The organism is uncultured Shewanella sp. (assembly GCF_947491715.1).
Lineage (GTDB): Bacteria > Pseudomonadota > Gammaproteobacteria > Enterobacterales > Shewanellaceae > Shewanella.
In genome coordinates this window covers 44,248-66,724 of the sequence record NZ_CANLKR010000027.1, presented here as the reverse complement: position 1 = coordinate 66,724, position 22,477 = coordinate 44,248, and the positions used below count along the sequence as shown (strand labels likewise).

At 40.7% G+C, this 22,477-nt stretch carries 19 protein-coding genes; 16 read left to right on the top strand and 3 right to left on the bottom strand.

Annotated elements, in window-relative coordinates; all coding sequences use genetic code 11:
- Positions 1-4: 4 nt before the first annotated feature.
- Positions 5-706 carry a DUF3334 family protein gene (locus tag Q0779_RS17080; protein ID WP_298774394.1) on the bottom strand — a complete coding sequence of 234 codons (702 nt, stop codon included), beginning with the start codon at positions 704-706 and terminating at the stop codon, positions 5-7.
- A 219-nt stretch (positions 707-925) separates the two neighbouring features.
- On the opposite strand from Q0779_RS17080, the gene Q0779_RS17075 reads away from it, so the two are divergent.
- The 15 genes from Q0779_RS17075 (at position 926) to Q0779_RS17005 (ending at position 15,574) form a co-directional block, all read left to right on the top strand.
- Positions 926-1,378 carry an ACT domain-containing protein gene (locus tag Q0779_RS17075; RefSeq protein ID WP_298774375.1) on the top strand — a complete coding sequence of 151 codons (453 nt, stop codon included), beginning with the start codon at positions 926-928 and terminating at the stop codon, positions 1,376-1,378.
- 75 nt (positions 1,379-1,453) lie between these two features.
- Positions 1,454-1,714: an HPr family phosphocarrier protein gene (locus tag Q0779_RS17070; protein WP_298774374.1), complete on the top strand. Its 261-nt coding sequence runs from the start codon at positions 1,454-1,456 to the stop codon at positions 1,712-1,714.
- A 10-nt stretch (positions 1,715-1,724) separates the two neighbouring features.
- Positions 1,725-3,440: a phosphoenolpyruvate--protein phosphotransferase gene (ptsP, locus tag Q0779_RS17065; protein WP_298774372.1), complete on the top strand. Its 1,716-nt coding sequence runs from the start codon at positions 1,725-1,727 to the stop codon at positions 3,438-3,440.
- A gap of 284 nt (positions 3,441-3,724) precedes the next feature.
- Positions 3,725-4,234, top strand: coding sequence for a PTS glucose transporter subunit IIA (crr, locus tag Q0779_RS17060; protein WP_298774370.1), 510 nt, complete (start codon positions 3,725-3,727; stop codon positions 4,232-4,234).
- Between the two features lie 106 nt (positions 4,235-4,340).
- Positions 4,341-4,685, top strand: coding sequence for an arsenate reductase (locus Q0779_RS17055; RefSeq protein WP_298774367.1), 345 nt, complete (start codon positions 4,341-4,343; stop codon positions 4,683-4,685).
- Entirely contained in the window at positions 4,682-5,836 is a 1,155-nt protein-coding gene (gene dapE, locus Q0779_RS17050; RefSeq protein ID WP_298774365.1) for a succinyl-diaminopimelate desuccinylase, read from the top strand. The genes Q0779_RS17055 and dapE overlap by 4 nt, the downstream gene beginning before the upstream one ends.
- Positions 5,830-6,507, top strand: coding sequence for a M15 family metallopeptidase (locus Q0779_RS17045; RefSeq protein WP_298774364.1), 678 nt, complete (start codon positions 5,830-5,832; stop codon positions 6,505-6,507). The genes dapE and Q0779_RS17045 overlap by 7 nt, the downstream gene beginning before the upstream one ends.
- Before the next feature lie 94 nt (positions 6,508-6,601).
- Positions 6,602-7,210, top strand: a complete 609-nt coding sequence (gene can / locus Q0779_RS17040; protein ID WP_298774363.1) for a carbonate dehydratase — start codon at positions 6,602-6,604, stop codon at positions 7,208-7,210.
- A gap of 208 nt (positions 7,211-7,418) precedes the next feature.
- Entirely contained in the window at positions 7,419-8,603 is a 1,185-nt protein-coding gene (gene kdnA, locus Q0779_RS17035; RefSeq protein WP_298774362.1) for an 8-amino-3,8-dideoxy-alpha-D-manno-octulosonate transaminase KdnA, read from the top strand.
- A gap of 83 nt (positions 8,604-8,686) precedes the next feature.
- Positions 8,687-9,757 (top strand): 3-deoxy-alpha-D-manno-octulosonate 8-oxidase KdnB, encoded by a 1,071-nt coding sequence (gene kdnB, locus Q0779_RS17030; protein WP_298774360.1) that lies wholly within the window; start codon positions 8,687-8,689, stop codon positions 9,755-9,757.
- Positions 9,758-9,851: 94 nt separating this feature from the next.
- Entirely contained in the window at positions 9,852-10,589 is a 738-nt protein-coding gene (gene kdsB / locus Q0779_RS17025) for an 8-amino-3,8-dideoxy-manno-octulosonate cytidylyltransferase KdsB (RefSeq protein WP_298774359.1), read from the top strand.
- 79 nt (positions 10,590-10,668) lie between these two features.
- Positions 10,669-10,923: a DUF2897 family protein gene (locus Q0779_RS17020; RefSeq protein ID WP_298774357.1), complete on the top strand. Its 255-nt coding sequence runs from the start codon at positions 10,669-10,671 to the stop codon at positions 10,921-10,923.
- Between the two features lie 146 nt (positions 10,924-11,069).
- Positions 11,070-13,964, top strand: coding sequence for an alkaline phosphatase family protein (locus tag Q0779_RS17015; protein WP_298774355.1), 2,895 nt, complete (start codon positions 11,070-11,072; stop codon positions 13,962-13,964).
- Between the two features lie 326 nt (positions 13,965-14,290).
- The gene (locus tag Q0779_RS17010) at positions 14,291-14,695 is read left to right on the top strand and encodes an MGMT family protein (protein ID WP_298774353.1); all 405 of its coding nucleotides are present in this window, start codon (positions 14,291-14,293) and stop codon (positions 14,693-14,695) included.
- A 96-nt stretch (positions 14,696-14,791) separates the two neighbouring features.
- A complete protein-coding gene (locus Q0779_RS17005) occupies positions 14,792-15,574 on the top strand; it encodes a DUF3108 domain-containing protein (RefSeq protein WP_298774392.1) in 783 nt (260 codons plus the stop codon).
- 101 nt (positions 15,575-15,675) lie between these two features.
- Here the strand turns inward: Q0779_RS17005 and Q0779_RS17000 are convergent, their stop codons facing one another.
- Positions 15,676-16,473, bottom strand: coding sequence for a class II glutamine amidotransferase (locus tag Q0779_RS17000; protein WP_298774352.1), 798 nt, complete (start codon positions 16,471-16,473; stop codon positions 15,676-15,678).
- Between the two features lie 248 nt (positions 16,474-16,721).
- On the opposite strand from Q0779_RS17000, the gene fadE reads away from it, so the two are divergent.
- Positions 16,722-19,169, top strand: a complete 2,448-nt coding sequence (gene fadE / locus Q0779_RS16995; protein ID WP_298774350.1) for an acyl-CoA dehydrogenase FadE — start codon at positions 16,722-16,724, stop codon at positions 19,167-19,169.
- Between the two features lie 160 nt (positions 19,170-19,329).
- Here the strand turns inward: fadE and Q0779_RS16990 are convergent, their stop codons facing one another.
- Positions 19,330-21,552, bottom strand: a complete 2,223-nt coding sequence (locus Q0779_RS16990) for a M4 family metallopeptidase (protein ID WP_298774348.1) — start codon at positions 21,550-21,552, stop codon at positions 19,330-19,332.
- Positions 21,553-22,477: the final 925 nt, after the last annotated feature.

Genomic DNA, 22,477 nt, shown 5'->3' with positions numbered 1-22,477 from the left:
ATGGTTATAAGCCCAACGAATTTAATAGTGCATCTGCTTCATCGACTTTAGTCGATGACTGATTATTTGTCACTTTAACCTGCTCACGGGCTTCAACTTTTTGCGTGCCATGCACTTCCAACAACTTATCAGGATCTTGCTCTTTGTCATCCTTGATAGTGTTAAGTGAAATAAATTCCGTTTTATCCATGGCAAATTCAAGGTAAAAACTATGATTACCTTCGGTTTTAAAAGCCACTCGACGGCTGACCGCTTCGGTTAAGTTCGTGTCGACCGATAAGGTAATTTCTTTGCTAATCGTGAGCATTTTAGGCTGACTTTGGCTAATAGATGATTGTAACTCCTGACTGACTTTATTGGTAAAATCACCAATAATTTGATTCATCAATTCACCCATTACATTCGCCACCTCATCTTGAGTGTGAGAAAAAGCCAAATCAGACTCTGGCATGCCCATTTGCATCATATAAGCCCGATAAATCTCGATGGCAGAGGATGAGGAAAAATTAATGACCACTAATCCTGAGAATCCACCATCAAAAATAGAAAAACAACCTAAATCTGGCTTTAAACACGTACGAGTAATGGTTTGCACCATGCCAGCATGCGTGATAGCCGTGCTTGTCGTCCTCGACAATATATGTGATACAGAATGACATAATTTAAGTAAAATATCCTGAGAAGTAACAACGGGCGTGCTTAGTATCATAATCCATTCCAATGGTTAACAGCTGATCTTCATCTTATTATTAACCGTTATACTAACGAAAAAAAATAAGGACTTCATTATAAAAAACAAACGATTCCTCTCTCTTTAACCTATGCATGCAATACGAGTGCTATTATTGATACTGGATATACGAGACACCAAGATTTGAACATGTTCAATTCACCCCATTCATAAACATGAGGTTATATCATTACAATGCCAAAAATGACATTAGCAATACATGAAGAAACCTTTTGTATTCATAGCCTTGATCCAAATAAGTCCATTCCAGAAAAAGTCTTTGCACAAGATATTTATTTCATCGGAAAAACAAAGGATGAAATATCCATTGTTACGCCAGAGTGCCTCTCCATTAATAGCCAAGATTCGGAGCCAGACTGGCGCTGCCTAGAAGTGATTGGTCCGTTAGGCTTTTCGATGACCGGATTGTTATCCAAAGTGTCTGGAATTTTAGCCAAAGAAGAAATCAGTATTTTGGCTATTTCGACCTTTGAAACAGATTATATCTTAGTCAAAAGCCATGATTTTAAACATACCCTAAGTTCATTGAAAAAAACAACTATCACATTATTAATGCACAAGCCCTCGTTAATAATGAAGAAAACGCCATACTCGCAACATCTAAATAACCCAGTTATGAATCATTGACACCATAAAGCAATTATCAATCTGCTCGTTATATCGTATGCTAGCTCCTATGCATTGAGAAAAAAGGCCTTAATCATGCAATACTCAAAATCTGTGATCATTTCAGCCCAACATGGACTGCATACTCGTCCAGCGGCTTTATTGGTTAAGCAAGCAAAAAGTTATGCATGCGATATCTTCATTGAGTGCCAAGGAAAACAAGCAAGCGCAAAGAGTTTATTTAAATTACAAACATTAGGTTTATATCAAGGAGCGCAAGTAACAGTGATCACTGAGGGAGAAAATGCCCAATTAGCCGTCACGGATATTGCTAACCTACTTTTAAAGCTTAACTAGGAGTTCAGTTATGCCTCTATCTGGTATCGTAGTTTCTCCAGGCATTGCCTTTGGTGAAGCCTTACATTTACATTTACACCCTGAAAGGCACGATTACCACTTATTGCCACTCGATAAAGTCGAACAAGAAAAAGCAAACCTAATTAGCATCATCAATGATAAGAAAAATCAATTAATACAGCATTTAAATCGCCTTTCAAGCCAATCTGAAAACTACAAGTTAATTGAAGCAGATTTACTCTTATTGGACGACGAAGAATTAATCCATAGCATTTGCAGTGAAATAGAGCGGTTTCAACTTTGCGCAGCCGTCGCAGTAGAGCGTATTTTTTCCTATCAAGCTGCCGAAATGAATGCATTAGATAATCATTACCTTGCAAACCGATCTCAAGATATTCTGTCATTAGCCCGTCGTCTGATCGATCAAATCAATGGTGCACATAGCATAGAACTGAGTAAAATTGACCGACCCACGATCTTACTGGCCAGCGATATTACGCCAGCTGAATTTTCAATGTTACCCCTCAAATATATTACCGCATTAGTGCTCAAAACAGGCGGAATAACCAGCCACACCGCGATTCTTGCTCGAAATGCAGGGATCCCCGCGCTATTTGATTGTCCTTTTGAACAAGCCAACATCACCAACCAACAACCTCTAGCACTCGATGCATTAACAGGTAAACTTTATACGGCTCCCAGAAAGAGCACAGTAAACAGGCTTAAACAACTACAACAAGACAACCACAAACAGAAAAAACAACTACTCAAATTTAAACACAGAAAAACACAAACAAAAGAGGGTTATCACATTCCCTTATTTATCAATATGGGCTCCATTAATGAAACAACACACATGAATGAAATGGATGTGGAAGGCATAGGACTCTTTCGAACCGAGTTTATGCTAATGAACACGCAAAGTGTGCCCAATGAAGATAAACAATACCGACTCTATAGTGACATCGTCCACTTATTAAAGGGTAAAATATTAACCATTCGCACCTTAGACATTGGTGCAGAAAAATCACTGCCTTTTCTCAATAATACTGCCGAGGACAATCCAGCTCTAGGGCTAAGAGGGATCCGCTACACCTTGGCTCACTCAAACTTACTGTACCCACAAATTCGTGCCGTATTGAGAGCCGCTCAATATGGGCCAGTTCGTCTCATGTTTCCCATGATAAATCAAATAGAAGAGCTCAATAAGTTATTGGAAATAATAAAAAAATGTAAAGCACAGATGAAGAAAAATCATACTAATTTTGGACAATTAAGTATCGGTATTGTCGTTGAAACCCCCGCTGCAGTGATGAATTTAGCCTCTATGTTACCTAAATTAGATTTTATTAGCATTGGAACCAATGACTTAACGCAATATGCTATGGCTGCCGACAGAGGTAACCCTCAATTAACCAAAGACTACCCTTCATTATCGCCTGCCATATTGAGTTTCATTCGCCTGATCCTTTCAACAGCCCACGCCCAACAAACGCCTGTTAGTCTTTGTGGTGAATTAGCCAGCGATCCCCGTATTGCCCCATTGCTCATCGGCATGGGGGTGGATGAATTAAGTGTCAACCTTCCAGCTATATTAGAGGTTAAATCTGCACTGAGTAAAATAAGCTATCAAGCTTGTCAGTCTTTGGCCCAAGAATCCCTCAGTATGAACACCATCAAATCCCTGCATGACTATATTCATAACCAAGCCCGTTTGAGAGATTAAACTATTTTTAAGAACGCAAAAAAGTTTGAATAAATGTTAATATATTGGTGTTTGCAGTCTGTATTATCCAACAATAAAAATACAATAGTGAAATACTAGAGTACCGACTAACGCTGATGTTATTTTGTCATGGCACATGAAAATAGATAATGATAGTCTCAACTGACTACAATAATAACAATGAAAAAATAACAAGAACAAGAACGATCTTCCCCACCAGTGTACCTGAAAAAATTCAGATCACTTGGAGAGACCAAACAAGCCAAGTTGCTAAGAGGTAATGTATGGGATTTTTAAGCCGAATTAAGCGATTAGTGTCCGGGCAAACCACACGCACTGGTAATGTGGATATATACGCCCCAATATCGGGGAAAATCGTTGACATCGAAACCGTACCCGATCCGGTTTTTTCTGAAAAAATTGTTGGCAATGGGATTGCAATCGATCCTAAAGGAGACACGATATTATCGCCTATTGATGGAGTAATAGGAAAGATTTTTGAAACTAATCACGCTTTTAGTATTGAGTCTCCCCACGGATTAGAAATTTTTGTTCATTTTGGGATCGGCACAGTAGAACTCAGAGGCGCGGGCTTTAAACGTTTGGCCGAAGAAGGCCAAGAAGTCAAAAGCGGCGATCCGATTATCACATTTGATTTAGCCTACCTTAAACAACATGCCGACAGTGTCCTCACTCCAGTATTGTTAGCCAATATGGAAGATATCCAAGGGTTAGAAAAACGCCATGGGCAAATAGAAGCAGGAAAAGATGTGATATTTTCAGCCATACTCTAACCCTTAACTTGTAATACGCAGGTTTTACTCTTGAGTCCGTCATATGAGAATGCCACAATAGGTCATACCATAACGGCATTATCTTTACTATTTTGGAGTCACTACCTTGACATTATTTGGCATTAAAAATTGTGATACGGTACGAAAAGCCCGTAAATTTATCGATGCAAACACATTAACCGTACCATTCCATGATTTTAGGCAAGATGGTTTAACCCGCGAACAACTTGAACATTGGACTAACCTCATCGACTGGAACCTGTTATTAAATAAGCGTAGTACCAGTTTTCGCGGATTACCTGAAGCGGATAAACAGGACATCGATCAGCAAAAAGCTATCGACCTCATGTTGGCCACTCCCACCCTCATTAAACGCCCTATCTTACTTGGACAAGACAAGATTTTACTTGGGTTTAAAGAAGCAGACTATAAGGCTTGGTTTAACCTATGAGTCATCCACAAGATTTAGCCTCACAACGTGAAGTCTTAGCCCTAGCGAAAACATTAATTGCTCGTCCTTCGGTCACTCCCTTAGACGAAGGCTGTCAGCAACTAATAGGCGATAGACTTAAAACATGCAATTTTAATATTGAGTCAATGATCTTTGAAGATACCACCAATATGTGGGCTCGCCGTGGCAATCAAGCGCCTGTTTTTTGTTTTGCAGGCCATACCGATGTTGTGCCTACAGGCGATTTGAATCGCTGGCATACCCCACCTTTCGAACCTACAGTCATCGATAATTATCTCTATGGCCGCGGCGCTGCTGATATGAAAGGCTCATTGGCCGCCATGGTGGTCGCTACTGAACGTTTTGTGGCTAAACACCCCGACCATAAAGGCTCTATTGCTTTTTTAATCACCAGTGATGAAGAAGGCCCTTTTATCAATGGCACTACCCGTGTTATCGATACCCTAGAAGCACGTAATGAAAAAATTACTTGGTCATTAGTCGGTGAACCTTCATCAACCCACAAATTGGGCGATATTGTCAAAAACGGTCGCCGTGGCAGTTTAACAGGAAATTTAGTCGTCAAAGGGATACAAGGTCATGTCGCCTACCCTCACCTTGCAGAGAATCCAATCCATAAAGCCGCTCCCGCACTGACTGAACTAAGCAATATTGTTTGGGACCAAGGCAATGATTTCTTTCCGCCAACCAGTTTTCAAATTGCAAATATCAACGGCGGAACCGGTGCATCAAATGTGATCCCTGGGGATCTCAACGTCATGTTTAACTTTCGTTATTCAACGGAAGTCACAGCTGAAAAATTAATTGAACGCGTCATCGCATTATTGGATAAACATCAGCTTGATTATGACATCGATTGGATTTTTAATGGCCTGCCCTTTTTAACTGACAACGGACCACTACTTGATGCTACTCGAGATGCCATCAAACAAACCACGGGAATTGACACCGATCCACAAACCAGTGGTGGCACATCTGATGGCAGATTTATTGCACCAACGGGGGCTCAAGTCATTGAATTAGGCCCGGTTAATGCCACCATTCATAAGGTTAATGAAAGTGTTAATATCGACGATCTTGAACAGCTCGCCTTATGTTATGAAAAGATTTTGGAAAATCTCTTGTGCTAAGATCACATAAGGTTCTCCTTGGCCTGAGCCAAGAACACCTTAAACCCTTTGGCAACGGGCTCTTAGAAGCCAACACCTTAGCAGCTTTCATGCGCATGCAAAAAGCCGCTAAGCGTGATGGCATTCACATCACCCCTTGCTCTACTTTTCGAGATTTCCATGCTCAGCAAGCCATTTGGGATCAAAAGGCAAAGGGAAGACGGCCACTTTTAGATCATAGGAATCACGTCGTCAATATCCAAGGTAAGACAGATAACGAGCTAATTGATTTAATTCTCCTTTGGTCGGCTCTTCCAGGCACATCTCGCCATCACTGGGGAACGGATTTAGATGTGTTTGATAGCTTGGCAATAACAGCAAAACAATTACAGCTTATTGACAGTGAGTATCATGAAACCGGGCCTTGTCATTCCCTTTCGAAATGGCTAGACGCCCATGCAAAAGACTACGGTTTTTATCGTCCTTATCAAGCCGGATTAAGTGGAGTAAGCCCAGAGCCATGGCATTTGAGCTATTACCCCATTGCCAAAGACTTGCTGGCGCAATTTGAACTTGAACATCTAACCCACATGATTAAACAAAGTAATATTCAATTAAAACAAGCATTACTGCCTCGGCTTAAACCATTAGTGCAAGAGTATGTATTACGTGTTGCGCCACCACCTGAATAATAAAAAAGCAGCCGACTTGATTAAACTGTATAGACCAGCTTTAAAATAAAGAATGCTAAAATGATGACAAGATTAATATAAAGAGTGAAATACAATGAAGCTACTTAAGCCTTTATTTGATAATAACCGCCGCTGGGCCGATCGTATCGTTAAAGAAGATCCCCAATTTTTTGAGCAATTAGCCATTCAACAACACCCAGAATATTTATGGATAGGCTGCAGCGATAGCCGTGTGCCTTCGAATCAAATCATTGATTTAATGCCCGGTGAAGTCTTTGTTCACCGCAATATCGCCAACATGGTGATGCACAGTGATATAAACTGTTTATCGGTACTGCAATATGCCGTCGAAGTGCTCAAAGTCAAACACATTATGGTTGTTGGACACTACGGTTGTGGCGGTGTCAAAGCCGCAATGGGCTCAGACAGGTTAGGGCTCATCGATAACTGGTTGCATCCTATTCGTAGCTTGTACAAAAATCAAAAAGCCACCTTATCCCGTTTAGATGAGAACGCCCAATTTGATCGCCTCTGCGAACTCAATGTCATTGAGCAAGTAGGCAATGTCACTGCCACCACCATAGTGCAAGATGCTTGGCACCGCGGGCAAGAACTGGCCATTCACGGATGGATTTACAGTATCGAAAATGGTTTGTTATCAGACTTAGATGTGACTGTTAACGAAGATAACCACTCCGGCTAAACGGAATAAGGCCCGATTGAAGGATGAATGATAGCAAAATGTCATCATTACTTATCATTCTCCCCTTTTTTTCATTTTCTTCCAATAAAATTATCCCTATTAGTCCAATATTGAAGAAGAATACTCGCTCTTTTTCCCTTATCACAGTTATAATCCGAACATTATTTTGAAATGTTAACTCAGCACAACGCATTCTAAGGAAATCCACATGCCTGGTTTTGAATTATTTGGTCCTGAAGAAAAACAGGAAGTCGCAGACGTCATGGAAAATGGTTTTACTTTCCGTTATAACTTCGATCATATGCGCAATGATCGTTGGAAAACCAGAGAAATGGAGCAGCTTCTATGCGAAAAAATGAATGTTAAGCATGCGCATCTGGTGTCAAGCGGTACTGCCGCGTTGCAAACGGCCATGGCCGCTGCTGGCATTGGCGCGGGTGATGAAGTCATCGTGCCCCCTTTTACTTTTGTCGCTTCCGTTGAGGCCGTGTTCATGGCTGGCGCCATCCCTGTTTTTGCTGAAATCGATGAAACCTTATGTTTATCACCTGAAGGCATTGAGGCTGCAATCACACCGAGAACCAAAGCCATTAACTTAGTCCACATGTGTGGCTCTATGGCAAAAATGGATGAAATTAAAGCCGTTTGTGAAAAACATAATTTGCTGATTTTAGAAGATGCTTGTCAAGCTATTGGCGGCAGCTATAAAGGCCAAGCCTTAGGCACTATCGGTGATGTCGGTTGTTACTCATTTGATTCCGTTAAAACCATCACTTGTGGTGAAGGCGGCGCCGTGATCACCAATCAAACTGGTATCTATGATCATGCTCACATGTTCTCCGATCATGGTCATGATCATGTGGGTAATGACCGCGGAGCGGAATCTCATCCCATTATGGGCCTTAATTTTAGGATCTCAGAAATGAATTCGGCAATGGGTCTCGCCCAGTTGCGTAAACTGGATAAAATCATTGATATTCAGCGTACCAATAAGGCATTGATTAAAGAAGCCATGGGGGATATTAGTGAAGTGAGTTTTCGCGAAATCCCGGATCCCGAAGGCGATTCAGCAGGCTTTTTAACCTTTATGTTGCCCACCGAAGCGCGCACCATAGAGATCAACCAAAAATTAGCTGAAAATGGTGTTGATGGATGCTTTTACTGGTATGTCAATAACTGGCACTACTTAACAAACTGGAAGCATATTCAAGAACTTAAATCCCCTGCGGCGCTGCCAATTACTTTAATTGCTGACAAGCCTGACTACACCAAAGTCTCAGTGCCTAAATCCGATGCCATTATGAGCCGCACCATTTCAATGCTCATTAAATTATCTTGGAGTGAAGAACAAATCCAAGAGCGTATTGCTAACATTAAAAAAGCTTTTGCGTAACGCCTTAAAGAATAAAGATAGCGGGGAAAATACCTCCCCCTTATTCCCGCCTCGACAAGTAAAAATGTAATGGAGCCAATGATATGAGTTTTAAGAATTTCAAAGTCGTGCCCAAAATGATCTATGGCCGCGGTTCATTTGCAGAGCTTGATACTGTCCTGAACGCCGAACGAAAACAAGCTGATGACTATGTTGTCTTTTTAGTCGATGATGCTCACAAAAATAAACCTCTAGAAGCACGTATTCCATTAAAATCACAGGATCTGCTTATTTGGGTCAATGTCGATGATGAGCCTACTACCGAGCAAATCGATAACCTGACAAAAGAAGTTCAAGGCTTTAACGAAAAGCAAGCTGTCAGTGTCGTAGGATTAGGCGGAGGCTCCACCATAGATATCGCTAAAGCTGTCTCTCTGATGCTCACCAACCCTGGTGGCTCGGCAAAATATCAAGGTTGGGATCTCATTGAGCGCCCAGCGGTTCATCATGTGGGGATCCCCACCATTTCTGGCACTGGCGCTGAAGCCTCACGCACAGCAGTGCTATGTGGTCCAGAGCGAAAACTAGGCCTCAATTCTGATTATACGGTATTTGATCAAATCATCATGGATCCTGAACTGATCCAAGGTGTGCCCACCGATCAATGGTTTTACACTGGGATGGACTGCTATATCCACTGTATTGAATCACTCGAAGGCACTTTTTTAAATGAATTTTCAAAATCATATGGTGAAAAAGCCCTCGCACTGTGCCGTGAAGTTTATTTAGATGATCATCCCGAAAAAGATGATAAACTCATGATGGCCTCTTTCATGGGGGGCATGAGCATCGCATACAGCCAAGTCGGTGCCTGCCACGCCGTCTCTTATGGTTTAGGTTATGTTTTAGGCTACCATCACGGTATTGGTAATTGTATTGCTTTTGATGTATTGGAAGATTTCTACCCTGAAGGAGTAGCAGAATTCCGTCAAATGCTGAAAAAGCATAATGTCACCTTGCCTAAAGGCATTTGCAAAGACTTACCGAATGAAACCATTGAAAAAATGGTAAAAGTGGCGAAAAGTATGGGCCCTTTATGGCATAATGTGTATGGTGATGGCTGGGAAGAAAAAGTCACTGACGAGATGCTAACGGCACTTTATCGTCGCATGTAACCCTTCTCATCAAAGGTTCTCAATCCTTTAAGGGAATTGAGCATATTCTTTGGGCTGCTTGCAGCCCTTCATATTTTGTAAAATAGGACAATCAATGAATGTCACTTTATTAATCCCTGCACGCTATGGCTCCAGTCGTTTTCCAGGTAAACCATTGGCCCCCATAAATGGAAAGCCAATGATCCAACATGTCTATGAACGCGCTGCTCTCGCCAAAGGATTAAGTCACATCTATGTCGCCACTGACGATGATAGAATTAAAGCGGCCGTTGAGTCTTTTGGTGGAAACGTTGTAATGACCAGTGCCGATGCAGCATCGGGAACCGATCGTATAGAAGATGCCATAGCTCAATTGGGCTTAAAAGATGATGATTTAGTGATTAATCTTCAAGGCGATCAACCATTAATTGACCCTATTTCTATTGAACAAATCATTAGTTTATTTGAACGCCATCCAGGTGAGTTTAGTATGGCAACACTGGGATTTGAAATCACCGAAGAACATGAACTGAACGATCCTAAGCATGTCAAAATGGTGTTTGATAATGATTTTAACGCATTGTACTTTTCTCGTGCGCGCATTCCCTTTGGTCGTGATACCAGCGACTATCCCGTTTATAAACACTTAGGTGTTTATGCCTATACTCGACAATTTGTTTCAACCTTTGCTAAGCTGCCTTTAGGCCGTTTAGAAGATCTGGAAAAGCTTGAACAATTACGCGCCTTAGAGCATGGCTATAAAATAAAAGTCGCTATTAGCGCATTTGACTCGCCAGAAGTGGATACCCCTGAAGATATTCGCATCTGTGAAGCTCGCTTAGCCGTCGATTAATGCAAAATAAGATCTCAGCATCAAACACCGTTGAGATCTTAACCTTCAACCATGAGTCATCAATGTAAAAGGAATAAACATGTCAACGTTAGAAACATGGCTCATCATTATTTTAATCGTTGGGATCATTGCCAGTAATTTAGTCGTACTCAAATACAGTGCTAAATTTAAACTCACTCAATTTGGTAAAGTTCATAAAAAATTAAACAAACATTCCCAAGAAAAACCGAATGTTAATAATAAGTCACCCAATGAAACGCCAAATAGGAGTGAAACCTCATCCGATGATACCACTCAACACAAAAAACAAAATCCCCCTAATCCCAAGTCTTAATTTTTAATCTTGTTGACGAGACAGACCTTCATCCTCCCCTGCGTAACATTCTCCCCATTTATCCGAACTCACTTTATGGCAGTCTTAAGGCTATATGCCACAATGTAACAACAAACAAAAAATCGAGTATCGACAGGATAGCTCACATGCATGCTCTCAAACTCTCAAGCCTCATCATACTGGCATTCACCTCAACGAATACAGTGCAAGCAGAAATAGGCAATACTCCCGTCATAGGCGGATTGATTAACTCGACTGAAATATTGAAAAATCAAATCGTTTCATCACTTTCTTATTCGACTCAATTTGCTCGTGATATGACCTTATTTACCATTGGAGGCATGACATTAGAAGCTTATCTACTCACTTTACCTCTTGAAGGAAAAGTAAAAAAACAGGTCATGGGGCAACTCGCCAACCCCTATTATTCTATTCCGTTAAGCTATTTTCTCTATCATTTTTATGATCGCTACACCAATATCAGCCCTAATGATGAATTCAAGCATTATTTACAGACAATATATAGCCAACAGACATTAGTGGGCTTTGAACACTCTTTGCTGAAATTCTCCAAGCAATCGCAAGCTAAAAAAGCACTCAACCACTCTCATGGGCAACAAAAAGGCCTTCAGTTCAATAGACAGTTTATCGCGACACTCGTCACAGTCTATGATGCACTCGTTCAGATTGATGAATGGCAAGATATGGAGCGACTCCCCGAGCAATATACTTACCTAGATCACTCCAGTGACGATTTAGCTTTAATAGCAAAAATTCAGCCCATAGTGATAGGTATTCTCAAACAAGCCAGTCTCGACATGGATGAGGGCGACACCAAGCAAGCGCTGCTGGCGATCATCAAAGATAATGACCCCAAATACACGTTAAAACCCAATAATAAAGCCCAAGCAATCACCATTACCTTGATTGATTTCGTTCGTTTAAACGTACTCAAAGCCTACCGACAATTTGTTTATCAAGATGAAAAACAGCAGCGCCTGAATCACTGGCTGCAAACCGCATTTAAACAAGAACCTGAACACGCAATTGCGTTTTTACAGTCACAACAAAAACGCCGAATTGCCGTACAGTTGACCGTTGATGGATTACAACAAGGTTTAATACAAGGACTCATTAACCCTAACAGCCCTTTTATTTCACACGCTTATCAGCAATATCAAAATAGACAAGCATTAAACAGCCCGCTCGCTCAAGGAAAGCCTCAACATGAACCTGACGTTGATTTTTTGCAGAAATTATCAAAGACAACCTATCAAGATCCACACTATTTACCCTTTTTTAAAAGGGTATATCAGCACTATGCAAGCTCAATAGCAAAAGTCGGTATTTCCTCAACACCCACCATCAGTGTACGAAACCTCCCTATCATTAAAACGGGGGCAAAAGTGGCAGGTAAACATGGCACAGGGATCCCGAATTTTCACTTTGTCGACAGAGAAAAAGACAGGGCCTATTATTTCTTTGGTAACGATGCCCTCCAACTCGACAAGCTCTTACAAGCCAAAGGTGTTCGTACCATGTTCGATCGTTTAATTCACCTTAAAACCCTCAACTGCAACGCGCAGTATGATTGGAATGCACACACAAGTTATGATGGACTCATTAACTTAGGTGCGGGTGAACAACGCCGTGATTTTGGCGAAAAACGTTGCCTAAAAGAATTAAATGAACGGGCCAAAGTAGAGCCCACCTTAAATAAAATGCGCCAAACTCTCATTGAAAACATTTCGGCTTATCAACAAATATCACCGTGGAGTTTCTATACCAAATTAACCCGTAAATGGAAAATTGAACAAGACATAGAAAAATACAGTAAACTCGATGCCAAAGGGATCCCAGACTTTACTTTGGTCTATAACCCTTGGCCTGATCACTTTGCTCATTTTGTCGGCCCCTTTAGTAACGAAATCATTATGCCCAGTGGTGAGCTCAACCGACTGGATTATTGGATAACACAAATAGAAAAAGCCTATCAACAAGCGGGAGTTTATGATCAAACATTATGGGGAATGGCAGGCGATCATGGTCTCGCCCCGGTTTATTACACACTGAACCCAGAAAAGGTCATTTTTCCCGCTCTTGAAACCAAATTGGGTTACCCCCTCGCCATCAAAAAAATCTCATCAGATGAAGGTGAAGGACCCAAAGTGACCAATGCTTTATATCCCTCAAGCAATAAAAACAGTGATGCCATTATCGCCTCCACAGCCGGCGGAAACTTCATGATCGATCTCTTTAACGCACAACAAGGTTGGGCGACGCAACCTGTTTATCAAGAGTTGATCCAATGGCGTCCCATAAATGCTAAAGATGCCATGACTGTCGATTTTGTCTCAGAAACAATAGATGCCTTAGGCGATACCCTCGACTATATGGTCGTGCGTGAAAAAAACTGCAATGAAAATAACTGCCAAATTAGACTCATTGGAAATAGATTGGGTCAAAGGCATGATGAAATCATCATCAATCACAATCAGCGTTTTTACTATGGTTCAATAAATGATAAAAACGCATTCATCCATCCTGTCACACTACTGAATGTGCAATCACTTAATCCATACCAAGCTAAGCCCAATGAGCAGGCATTATCACGCTTTACACAATTGCAGGCACAGTGTATTCAGCAAGCGCTTCCACAAGACAGTAGCACATGGTGTAATGCAAAACAGTGGCGAGAGCTCACCCAATGGACACCAAGGCCCGATTCCATCGTTCAACTGGCACAGCTTTATGCCAGTGAAAGAGCTGGCACCATTAATCTTTTCCCCAGAGAAGGCATAGGCTACAACACAAAAGTACCAGGCAGGCATGCTGGCGAAAGTTATCTAGAAAAAGACGCCTTTATTGGATTTTGGGGAACACCGATAGGCCCTAATGCAATACCACTTGTATCCGAAGCGAATGGTTCACTGGCGCCCACATTATTTGAATACCTAACCGAAGAGCCTGTCAAAGCAGGCGAAAATGGCTGGGGCTACCCTTCTGTGTTACATAAGCTTGATATCAAAAATAAGCACTGAATTCAATTTAATATTAAACAATGAAGAACACTTCAGGTTCCATATTGGCATGGCGTCTAACCACCATCTAAGCAAGAATACAAACGATGGAATTAATATCGTTCTCCTATGCAATAATGCAAAGCTATTACATCACATGATTACAAGTCACAATAATTTTGGGCTATTACAAACTGCACATAAAAAGCAACACTGCAAATCAACTATCGCGTCAACCAATGGTACCCAACGCTTCCACCACAAGGTTGAAATTTACAAACAAATCCCCCAATAAAGAGGCAAAATACGCTATATTTAAGCTAATTTATTGACGTAAAAGGTGTCTGATGGATAGCACAGGTTTAAATGAACAATTACCTCATATCGATGATGGATTACAGTCCTTATCCCCTAAACCCAGCCCCAAAGAAAAAATCTGGCATATTGTTGCCATGATCCCTAAAGGGCAGATCAGCAGTTATGGCAAGATAGCCGATTATGCGGGTCTTCCTGGTCGAGCACGCTTTGTGTCTACAGCCTTAAAACAAGCCCCTTCTAACTTGACTCTCCCTTGGCATCGAGTCGTCAATAGCCAAGGAAAAATTGCCTTTGAAAAACATACTCCCGCTTTCAGGGAGCAAATGCAACGATTAGTCATGGAAGGCGTGTTAGTGAAAGATGGACGAATTAAATTAAGCCAGTTTGAATGGAAACCCGATATGGCCACATTAGTGCTAGCAATGCCTTTCTAGCTTAGCCTTGTTAATTTATTAAGCTCATATTGTATTTTACATACTGATATTGAGATTGTTTTAAGGAGTGTTCCTTTGTTAAAAATCAAATCTTTCATCTCTGCCTTCAGTGTGATTTTTTTCAGCCAATTTACTCAGGCAGAAATAACACCTCTCACACCGCAAACCGCCGAATATCAGGTCTATTATGGCAGTATTGAACTTGGCAAAGCTCGTTATCAGTTACCGCCAAAACAAGGGGATATTTATCAGTACCGTTTTGACAGTGATGTGAGTTTGCTCGTGCTTTGGGATAAACGTCATATCCTCAGTGAGTTCACCGTTAAAGATGGCCATTTACTCCCAATCCGCTACACTCACGACAGAAAAGGCACAGGCTCTGATTATCAAGATCAAACGGTCTTTTTAAAAGATAAACAAGAAATATTCAGTCGATACAAAGATAAGAAAGTCAAACTCCCCTATAAAGAATCGATTTATGACCCTTTAATGGCACAATTACAATTTCGCTTAGATATCAGTAAAGGAGCGAAAGATCTCGAATACAAAATGGTCAAAGAAGGTGAAGTCGATGATTATAAGTTTAAGGTAATAGGCCGAGAACAAATCAAAGTGGTGAGTGGCATCTATGACACCATAAAAATTGAAGTCGTTAGGGACAGTAAGAAAAGACAAACTTTTTTCTGGATGGCGCCATCACTGGCATATTTACCCATCAGGCTGACTCACTTTGAAAAAGGCAGCAAGCAACTTGATATTCAGTTATTAAACTACACATTTAGCCCTGAACTCTTACCCCAAAACAACAATGAGAAGGATACAAGATCAAGCCCTGCTTCACTTAGCAATCAAAATCAACTTGAAAATGCACAAAAATGAAGTAAATTAACCTTTCTTAAATAAAGCATACCTTTGATAAAACCCCGTCTGAACACCTTGTCTTAAACGGGGTTAAATTAACCATTATTTTTTAAGTCAGTTTATGTTTCAGTAGCCGAAGACTGATCAATCACCACTTGACCTTTCCTAAACAATGTCCATTGCCCTGGGCTGAGTATATGCCACTCCTCATTATGAGTTAACGGCCGAGTGGCGATAACTGTCACGATATCATTAGGCGTGGTTTCTTTATCAAAATCCACCACCACATCTGTATCAATCAGCTTTGCTTTACCAAATGGTGCCTTGCGTGTGATATAACACAAATTGTTAGAGCAATAATTCATCAAGAAATCGCCATCACTTAAAATCATATTAAATACACCTAACTGCCTGATCTGATCCGCTAACTCCGCTATATAACGATAAACAACAAGCATATTCTCAGGCTGAGTATAACCAAACTTATCCAATACCTTATCTAAAATCCAACAAAAGGCCTGTTCACTATCAGTATCTCCCACAGGTAAAAAGCGAGAAGATAATAAGGTATCTTCGTAACCACTAAGCTGACCATTATGGGCATAGGTCCAGTATTTTCCCCATAATTCACGCATAAAAGGGTGAGTATTTTCTAATGCAACGCCACCACGATTGGCTTGCCGAATATGACTTATCACTAACTCACTCTTAATCGGAAACGATTTAATCATAGTTGCAATATGCGATTCACTACTTGGGCAAGCATCTTTAAAAGAACGGCTTCCTTTACCTTCATAAAAAGTGATCCCCCAGCCATCAATATGAGGACCAGTGACCCCCCCTCTTTCCGCCAACCCTGTAAAACTAAACACGATATCAGTCGGCACATTCGCGCTCATGGCCAGCAGCTCACACATTTTATTCCACCTACTCAGTACACTATAAACCCTAATTTTACGCCATTTTACCCAGTTATTGCGTCAGATTAAATAATTAAAAAATAATAAATATTCAAACAAATGTTTAAAAAAGCTTGTATTACTTTTCACTAAGGTTTAAATTTCATATTAGACAGGTCAGACCACGAAAAGTAACATGGTCTGGATGCCAGTAAATATTAGTGACCGTTTTCGATAATTGGGTCACACTTTAAAGGAGAAAGACAGTGAATACGCTACTTTGGATTATAGCGATGATCTTAGTATTAGGTACATTAACCTATTTACGAGTATCGTTGCTGACTGCAACACTTGGTGCTGGCATTATAATGGTGGCAGGTTCGATGATTGATATCATCAACCCTATTGCCTGGATTGCCTTTTTGATCATAGCTTTACCTCTTAACCTAACATCTTTTAGAAAAAATTTCATCACCCGCCCTTTATTGAAGGTATATCGCGGGATCATGCCTGAAATGTCATCAACGGAAAAAGAAGCCATTGAAGCCGGTACCACATGGTGGGATGCGGATCTTTTTGCCGGTAACCCAAATTGGAAAAAACTACACAATTATCCAAAAGCGACCTTATCCGCTGAAGAGCAAGCTTTTATTGATGGGCCTGTTGAAACCGTTTGTGCCATGGTCAATCAACATCAAGTGTCACATCAACTTGCGGATCTTCCCCAAGAAGTTTGGCAATATTTAAAAGATAATGGCTTCTTTGCCATGATCATTAAAAAACAATATGGTGGATTAGAGTTTTCTGCCTATGCACAATCTCGCGTACTGCAAAAGTTAGCGGGTGTTAGCAGTGAACTGGCTTCAACAGTCGGTGTCCCTAATTCTCTCGGCCCTGGCGAGTTATTACAACATTACGGCACAAGCGAGCAGCAAAATCACTATCTACCTCGCTTAGCAAAAGGGCTCGAAGTACCTTGTTTTGCTTTAACCAGTCCCGAAGCAGGCAGTGATGCCGGCGCCATTCCTGATTTTGGCGTTGTGTGTAAAGGACAATGGGAAGGTGAAGAAGTCCTAGGCATGAAACTCACATGGAACAAGCGCTATATCACGCTCGCGCCTGTTGCGACCGTATTAGGGCTTGCCTTTAAACTCCAAGATCCAGATGGCTTGTTAGGCGATAAAAAAGAACTTGGGATCACTTGTGCCCTTATTCCAACAAATATAAAAGGCGTGATCACAGGTCGCCGTCACTTCCCACTCAACTGTATGTTCCAAAATGGCCCCACTCAAGGCGAAGCAGTCTTTGTCCCACTCAGTTTCATCATTGGTGGCCCAGAAATGGCAGGTCAAGGTTGGCGCATGCTGGTCGAGTGCTTATCTGTTGGACGAGGTATCACTTTACCCTCAAATTCTGCAGGTGGTGTGAAAACGACCGCTTTGGCCACAGGCGCTTATGCTCGCATTCGCCGTCAGTTTAAATTACCTATCGGTAAACTCGAAGGCATTGAAGAGCCAATGGCTCGTATTGGTGGTAATGCTTACTTGATGGACGCTGTTGCCTCATTAACGACAACAGGTATTGATTTAGGTGAAAAGCCTTCCGTTATTTCCGCTATCGTAAAATGCCATTTAACCGATAGAATGCAAAAAAGTATCATTGATGCCATGGATATCCATGGGGGTAAGGGTGTCTGTCTTGGCCCTAATAACTACCTAGGTCGTGGCTATCAAGCCGCACCCATCGCCATTACCGTTGAAGGAGCGAATATTCTTACTCGCTCTATGATCATTTATGGGCAAGGCGCTATTCGCTGTCATCCCTATGTGCTAGCAGAAATGGAATCAGCGTTCGATTCCGATGCTACTAAAGGCTTGAATGACTTTGATGCCGCTATTTTTGGTCACATGGGTTTTGCAGCCAGTAACTTTGTGCGCAGCTTCTGGTTGGGTTTGACCTCAAGCCGTTTCTCTAATGCCCCCTATTCTGATAAAACCAAGCGTTATTATCAGCACATGAACCGTTTTAGTGCTAACTTAGCCCTGCTTTCTGACTTAGCTATGGCAACCTTAGGTGGTAACTTAAAACGTAAAGAGCGTATTTCAGCTCGCCTAGGCGACTTATTAAGTCAGCTCTATTTAACGTCTGCTACTCTTAAACGTTATCAAGACGACGGCCGTAAAACTGAAGATTTACCCCTAGTTCAATGGGCTGTCGAAGATTCATTGCATAAACTACAAACGTCTCTCGATGAATTACTAGACAACTTCCCAATGGGGCTAGGTCGTGCACTACGTCTATTCATCTTCCCATTTGGCCGTCCTATAACCCGCCCAAGTGATGCGCTAGATGGCAAAGTTGCTGCGATTATGCAAACACCTGGTGCAAGTCGTGATCGTTTAGGTAATGGTCAATATTTTGCCGCCCATGAAAATAATCCCATCGGTATTCAAGAAGAAACCTTTAAAGATCTGCTGGCTGCAGAACCTTTGTTTGATAAAGTCTGTAAAGCAGCCAATAAACGTTTGCCTTTCATATGGCTTGATAAAGTGGCAGCAGAAGGAAAAGCCTTAGGCATATTAACTGATGATGAAGTCGCACTATTAGAAAAAGCAGAGATAGGTCGAATGAAGTCTATTAATGTCGATGATTTTTCTCCCGAAGAGTTACAAGCTCAAATGACCGCACATAAGCATCATGAGCAAGCAGCTTAAACACCTTACATTCTTATCGTAATCCTTAAAAAGGAGACTCAAAATGAGTCTCCTTTTTTTTATCGTCAGCATCACGACTCAATCCATCTATTTCAATTCATACCTTCAATAGACATTGACTCTAATCGCTTTGCTCTACATAAAAATGACTGAACATTAATTACTGCACATTAATGGTGTAATCTTCCACTTCCCCCCAACTAAAGGCTTCACATGCTGAAACTGACGAGTTCCACTGCATAGACACTCTCATCACTGTCTGGCCCGTCATTGCAGTCGCAGGCACAGTTAATGTCCCAGTCATTGCATTTGAGCCAGTACCATTGAAGAGCTGCTCTCCTGCATCATCAAAATCTCCATCTTGATTCAAGTCAACCCAAATGAGCCAATTTTCAGTATAAGATGCACCAGAATAGCCCGGCGTTAACACCATAGGGTATCCAGTGCCTTTAGTCATATCAATCACTTGGCCTGTAAAGTCAGAATAACCACTGGCCCCAGAGCTATTGCTGAAACCACCGACACTGACACCGCTTATCCACTCATAACTGTTTGATCCCCCAGTCACAGTACAATATTCAGGTAATTGCGCCACATTGACCGTTTGCGTCACAGAGTGAGTGCGATCATCCACATCCGTCACCATCAAATTCACTTGATACGCACCGCCAGCAGCATAAGTATAAATGGGGTTTTGCAATGTGGAGTTTCCGCCATCACCAAAATCCCATGCCCAAGTGGTGATATTACCATTCGGGCTGGAACTGGTATCCGTAAAGCTCACCGTTAAAAACTCTTTACTAAACTCAAAATTCGCAATAGGTTCTGCTGGGATCACGAGATCAATCCCCACAACAGCAAATGCATCACGCACATCAGTAGCAGGATAATCAAAATTCGGATTTGTGTCTTTCAGCACCAAAGCCGCGTCCAAAATCCCTTCAGCCCCCTGCTGAAAGTTTGTCAATGGTCCCCAGTAATCTAGATTGGCTTTGACCCAGAGATCAAATGCCTTATGAGTATCCCAACCCGCTGTAGTCGCCAAATTATAAAAAGCCCGATTAAAGACCCCACTGGAATAGTGCACACCCAATCCATCATAGTAATCATTCACATGCCCAATTGAGCGGCCATCTAAGGTAGGATCAGCAAAATAACGCAGCGCCCCCGTTGCGGCTTTAAAAATATCGGCTCCCACTAAAAAGTCATTGGTTCCTTTCATATAAAACTCAGCCGCATCCCCTGAAATATCAGAAAATGACTCATTAATGCCACCTGGCTGCTTCGAATATTGTAAACCCGAATTTTGCTCAGTCACCCCATGGCTCACTTCATGAGCAGACACATCCAGCGATGTGAGTGGATAGAAAGTATTTCGACCATCACCAAAAGTCATGGAAGAGCCATTCCAAAACGCATTCTCATAGTTATTGGAATAATGCACTCGCATGGTTAATTGGAAAGTGAGTGGTGCGGTTTGATACCAATCATTAAACATATCAAACACCACTCCACCAAAGAAGTGAGCATCATTGAGCGGAGAATAAGCGCCATTGATTTCTTTTTTGGTATTTTCATAGCAACCAAACTCAAACACTGAGGTACCGGATGTGCCATGATCTAAATCAACGGTTTTAACATTGGTGTTTTCCATTTGACAAGTACTGCCATCCACATCAATGATATCAAGTGTGGGGAAGTCCGTACCATAATGATATTGACCTACTTTCGCATTACCACCAGGGCCAGTACCAGCAGCGAAAGCAAGTCCATCATAGCTTTCTATCATTTCACCTGTTGTCGCATCGATGATATAAGTAGGTCTGGTAGGATGCCCTCCTTTCGCTGAATCGGCAAAAAACGAGATAAAAATAGCCAATTTAGCTTGATTTCTTTCATTTAAATAAATCACTTTCTCACTGGTAATATTTTCAAATACCCAATCTTTCACCTCTGGGTTTTGGGCTTTCAGTGCATTTTGTTGCTTAAACAGTACCTTTTTCGCCTGCATTTTATTGGTTTGTATGCTCTGAGTACTGATGTCTTTACCAATCCCTTGTAGCAATGCCCCATGTAATGCGACAACCTGCTGGGAATCATCAGATGTCACTAATACATGGTGCCCCCAAACAGGGATCCCTTGATATAGCTGACGATAGCGGCTATGGGTTATATTCGCTGGAGTGGTCCGTTGTTTTAATAATTCTAGACTGTCATTAGCAGTAAAATTCAGCAGGCTGTTTAAATCACTTTTATCAGCACTAACATGTAATAATTGCATCTGATTATTGCGTAAATCAACCGGAGTAGCTGCAAAGGTCATCGAAGGTAGGAAAGAAAATAGCCCTAAAATTGAACAAGAAATAATACTTTTTTTAAACATTTAAATATCCTTATACATATCAATAAAAAAATGATCACCATCACGATGAAAAATACATACTGCCAATTATTATGAATATATAAACATTACTATTATTCATTTCAAATTAACTACTGACAATGATACTCCTTCCCCAACATCATCGATTAAATGATCGAAATAACTCCATAGTACCAAATACTTCGACAACAACAGTGCCACTTTATAATATGCCATACACCAGTATTTCGATCTAAGGCTAGTACAGAGAATAAACTTGTCAAACATAAAACATTAACTTTTACTAATAAATAATAAAGTACTAATAATCAAAACCTTAAAAATAAACAGCTATCATTAATGACCATGCAAGTGACTTGAAGATGTTGGATTTCAAAGAATATTAACGTTACAGTTATTTCATAAGCCTTTATTTTGAACATTAACATGTCAAAATAACTCATTATTAATCATTACCACTTTAATACTAAATAACAAACAAATAAATATTGTAATATAAACAACAATGATTCTCATTAATAGAAAACAAATATAAAGTTCTAGACATATTTAAAACATTTCGGAGCATAAGTTATTTTCACTGATTTAAAGTCAATTAACTATAGACACTAAAGTCATAGTTAAAAAGTAATCTAAAGATTAAAATAATTTAATAACAAGTAAACTATCGACAATAAAATAAAAACAATATAAAATATACAATGTCATTATAATTAACATATAACTCCCTCTTAGACATTATATTTATTGATGGGTACTGTTTTCGATTCACTGACATTTACACTACAACCTCTCACCGTTACATTATTAATTAAATATGTTATAACAGACTTAAAAATATCAATATCCCCTATTATTAATTTTGAATAAACCAATATAAAATAATAAAAGGAAACTCATGCTTCCTTTTATTATTGATCAATAC